Origin of the sequence: Marinimicrobium sp. UBA4509, assembly GCF_002388575.1 — a bacterium.
Taxonomy (GTDB): Bacteria; Pseudomonadota; Gammaproteobacteria; order Pseudomonadales; family Cellvibrionaceae; genus Marinimicrobium; species Marinimicrobium koreense.
The window spans coordinates 29,081-33,418 of sequence record NZ_DGMV01000073.1; the positions used below are offsets into that span (position 1 = coordinate 29,081).

Consider the following 4,338-nt stretch of genomic DNA (forward strand, 5'->3'; position numbering starts at 1 on the left):
CTGAGGCACGACTCACCGAAGGTGGCGTGGGCGGTACCATTCAGATCAACACGCGCAAACCCAACGAATTTGAAGAAAATTTCCTATCAATCAATGGCGAAGCCCAGTATAACTCCATGATTGATGAGGTTATGCCCAAGTACAACCTGACCGGCGTCTACAAAGCATCCGATCGTCTGGGCTTCCTGGTGAATATTACTGGCTCTGATGTGCACACCATGCTGCACGGCCTGCGTAACACCAACTGGCAGAAATACCACGATGTTGACGGGGTCGCCAGCAAAACCTCAGTCGACCAGCTTTATGCAGACTACTCCACCCAACAGGAGTGTATGGATGCGGGGCTCGATTCAGCCAGCGAAACAGCTTGCCTGGAGCAGTGGCACGAATACAGCCCAAGCACCCCGCGTTATAGTATCTGGGGTCGCGAGGAAAACCGATTGTCAGCCAACGTCGAAATGCAGTACGCGGTAACCGACAACCTGTCTTTCGACTTATCCTATACCGACGGTGAGCGTGAAAAACTGGCGACCGACCGAAACTTCCAGGTAGAAGTCGGTTCGGCCTTTGATATCGACAGCGCAGTGGTCGATGCCAACAAGAACGTTACCCAATTCGTAACCAATGGTATGAACGCGGCCGGCACACCTATTGGTGCCACCATCCGAAACCGGACCCTGAACTTTGACTGGACCCAGGAGCGCAAGGTGATGCGTGCCGGGTTCGACTATATCAACGACAACCTGGCGATCGATGGCTATATCGCTCGGTCCACCACCTTTGAAGACATCGATTCCCGGGATACCCAGACCGCCCAGAACAACGTGGGGGGAATTGTCGTTACTCAGGTCAATGACCTTCCGGAAATCGACTTTACCGACGCCTACATCATCAATCAGGACGACGTTGAAGATACCTTCAATACTTTCAACTACAATGACGGCACTCAGTACACCTCTCTGGACCGCTTCAAGTACGCGCCTTCCCAGAGCGAAGCATCTGAGAATATTGCCAAATTTGATGTGACCTACAGTCCCGAGCAGAGCTTTTTCACCGCCTACCGTACCGGTTTTATCGCCACCGACCAGGACTTCGCCAACAACGCCTGGGGCTACAACCTGATGCAGACCGTAGGCAACCCCTATACCGTCGATGGTGAAACCCGCATCTGGACCCAGGACGATCACGAGGCGGTGCTGCTTGGAAACCGTTTTGCGACGGACAAGTTCTTCCGGGATTACAACCCTGGCGTGGATATCATCGAGAGTTACATGGCCGTTGATACCGAGCCTTACCTGGCGGCCCTGCTTGAACGCAGCGGCTTCAGTTCCGCCGAAGCGGCGCGCGGTAACCTGCAACCCATCGACAGCCGTTACGACATCAATGTCCAGACCCAGTCCGCCTACGTACAGGCCGATTTCGAGACCGATGTCGGCAGCATGGTACTGCGTGGTAACTTTGGTGTTCGGGTCGCCCGCACTCAGACCGAATCGGAAGGCTTCACTCGCATCCGGGTGCTCGTAGAGCAGACCGACGAAGATGGCAACCCGATTTACGGCCCCAACGGCGAAGACCTGGCCGGTGTCGAAGATCCGGATGATCCGCGCGCTTTCGAAGGTCGCCAGACCGTCGAGGAAGACTTCGTGGATGTCCTGCCCAGCCTGAACCTGACCCTGGAAATGATCGAAGGGCTGGAAGCCTATCTGGGCGTGGCGAAAGTAATGGCTCGTCCGCAGATCAACGACCTGAACATCAACGCCGATTGTACTCTGCGCGATTATCCGCTCGCACGTGATCAGATGATCCCGAACACCTGTACCGCAGGTAACCCGGACCTGGATCCCTACCGCGCGACTCAGGGTGAGGTGGCTTTGACCTGGTATCCGAATGAAAGCTCCATTCTGTCCGGTGCCTATTTCGTTAAGGACATCACCAGCTACATCTTCGGTGCAGAAACTCAGCAGGACGTGGACTTCTTCAACGACGGCACCCTATGGGATGTTCGCCAGCAGGTGAACAAAGAGGGTATCACTACCAAGGGCTTTGAATTTCAGGCCTCTACTTTCTTTGACTTCCTGCCCGAGCCTTTCAACAACACCGGTGCGAAAGCCAACTACACCTATATCACCGCCGATAACGTAGATGATTTCAACCCGCTGACCGGCGAGCAGATGCCGTTGCGTGGCCAGTCAGAGAACTCCTACAACCTCGAAGCCTTCTACGAGGACGACACCTGGAGCCTCAAGCTGGCCTACAACTACCGCGATGAATACTATTCGCGCGTGTTTGACGGCCTGCCGGTATTCGTGGATGCCAGCGGTTACATCGACGGTAAGATCACCTATACCTATGATGAAAACCTGAAGTTCTACGTCGATGCGCGGAACCTGGGTAAAGAAGTGAAGCTGGAAACCTCCGGTGTCGGACGGACCAATGACCTCCAGTGGTCTGGCCGCATGTTCTCCGCTGGTTTCACCTACCGGATGTAAGTGCTCTCCTTAAGCAACACCCCCTTTAAGGCACCCTTTGGGTGCCTTTTTTTGTGCTCGACTGAGAGGGGAAACGTCAGACAAAAAAAGCTGCTGATTGGAGAATCAGCAGCAAGCCGAGGAGGAGATCAGAAGTCGTGATTGCTCGGTGGTAGTCGGCGCTGGTAAACCAGGAGACAGGAGAACACCGGACCTGAGAAAAGCTATTGAGCGGACTCGAGGGGCCGGGTGAGAGAATGCTCTCTGTGCGACACCGGGTGTACTATCAACGGAGCAACCTGAATCCCAACTTCCACACCATGGTAGGTTTTTTCAGCCAACTCGTCAATCATTTTAAATCAATAACAATCGTTATAAATCATTTAAGGTCGTTATCTGTCTCGTTTCGCCGGGCAGGACTTCCGCGAGTCAGTTCTTAGCGAGGGCGCCACTCCAACACATGAATGGCGGTTGCTTCCTGCTGTTTTCCAACGGTGTCATCGCCATCAACCTGCGCCACACGCTGTAACAACATATGAGCTTGTTGATTGCCAGACCATTGCGCCGGATCGATGGAGGGCTCCCAAGCGCCAACCGAACTCTCAGTCAGGTACCGGTAACGCCATTCAGCCCCGGAGAGATTCGTTAACGAAGCGCCTAAAACGCGTCCACCGTGATGGTCACTGCGATACACAAGGTGAATTCGCTCCGCGTTCTCCTCCACCAGCAACGCCGCCCGGGAGATCGGAGGCTTCTTGGTACCGCCTCCCGCCAGAGTGAACGGCTGCGCCGCCTTGGGTCCGGCAATAAAATTCCAGCCCTCTGACGAGGGGTACACAATGTTGAACCCCGGATTATCACCCGGGTTTTCAGACCAGTAGGAGGTCACAAAAGGAACGCCGTTTGCCGAAACCGCAACGGCGGGAGGGTTCATCAGGTTGCTGTTCTGCTCGATGACGTGGGCAACCTCTGCGCTACGTTGGGTGATCGGGAGCCTGTACGGCGTACCGTCGCGACGTCGCCAGGTATCCCCGCCATCCACTGATTCTGCATACAGCAGATCGTGATTGGTGGCGACGTCGGGCGACTCTCGCCACACCCATGCCAGATGCAGCGTATCGTCGGGGCCAACCACCATGTCCCAGTAAGCGCTTCGCTCCCCGTCTCCGTCGATGAGGTTATCCTGTCTTCGGGTCCAGCGTTGGCGCTGTGCATCGTAGTGGTTCAGAACCACCTTCCCCCTACCCGACGCACCATCCCGGTAAACAAACAACAGGTTGCCGTTGCTGAGCCGGAAGAATTGCGGATAGGTGACTTTATCCTCCTCAGAGCCGACCATCTCCATAGGGTCCGTCATCTCTAGACTGCCGGGGGCTTCAGCGACGCTATAGCTCAACGGCGAATCGTGATGCCCCCACGCGAGATGCAGATAACCCCCTCCGTCCACGATCAGACTGATGGAGTTGTGCGCATCCCGCGTATTGGCAAAAAACGGGGTCTCCCTCCTTTGCCAGTGCGACGAGCCCAATGGGCGCTTGGCCAGGATCACCCGGCCTTCGGGGTCGTAGTACCCGGCGTACTGGTGCCCGCCGTGAGTAAAGAGCATCTGGCGGGTTCCGGCCACCACATTGACCGAACTTCCCGAGAACGCCTCAGGCCCCAGCGGAATCTGATCGACCCCTGCGGCCTGAGACCTCGGCCAGTCGCCCTTGAGCGAATGCATACTACAGGCACCCAGTGCGAACGCGACCAGCATCGCGGCACCGACCACTCTATGCCCCCCAGGGATGGTCCTCATTCGTGATCACTTCCAATATAGAAGCTGGGATGGGGAGGCTGATTATAGGACGTGTTCTGCCAGGCAATGGCG

Annotated in this window: 3 protein-coding genes; 1 reads left to right on the top strand and 2 read right to left on the bottom strand. The window is 55.9% G+C overall.

Annotated features, from left to right (window positions below):
• Positions 1–2,489 (top strand): TonB-dependent receptor (locus tag B3520_RS13905; protein WP_286876318.1); only part of this gene is annotated, 2,489 nt, incomplete at its 5' end.
• A 415-nt stretch (positions 2,490–2,904) separates the two neighbouring features.
• Here the strand turns inward: B3520_RS13905 and B3520_RS13910 are convergent.
• A complete protein-coding gene (locus tag B3520_RS13910; RefSeq protein WP_286806897.1) occupies positions 2,905–4,191 on the bottom strand; it encodes a BNR repeat-containing protein in 1,287 nt (428 codons plus the stop codon).
• 71 nt (positions 4,192–4,262) lie between these two features.
• Positions 4,263–4,334 carry a hypothetical protein gene (locus B3520_RS17440; protein ID WP_349678492.1) on the bottom strand — a complete coding sequence of 24 codons (72 nt, stop codon included), beginning with the start codon at positions 4,332–4,334 and terminating at the stop codon, positions 4,263–4,265.
• Between the last annotated feature and the right edge of the window lie 4 nt (positions 4,335–4,338).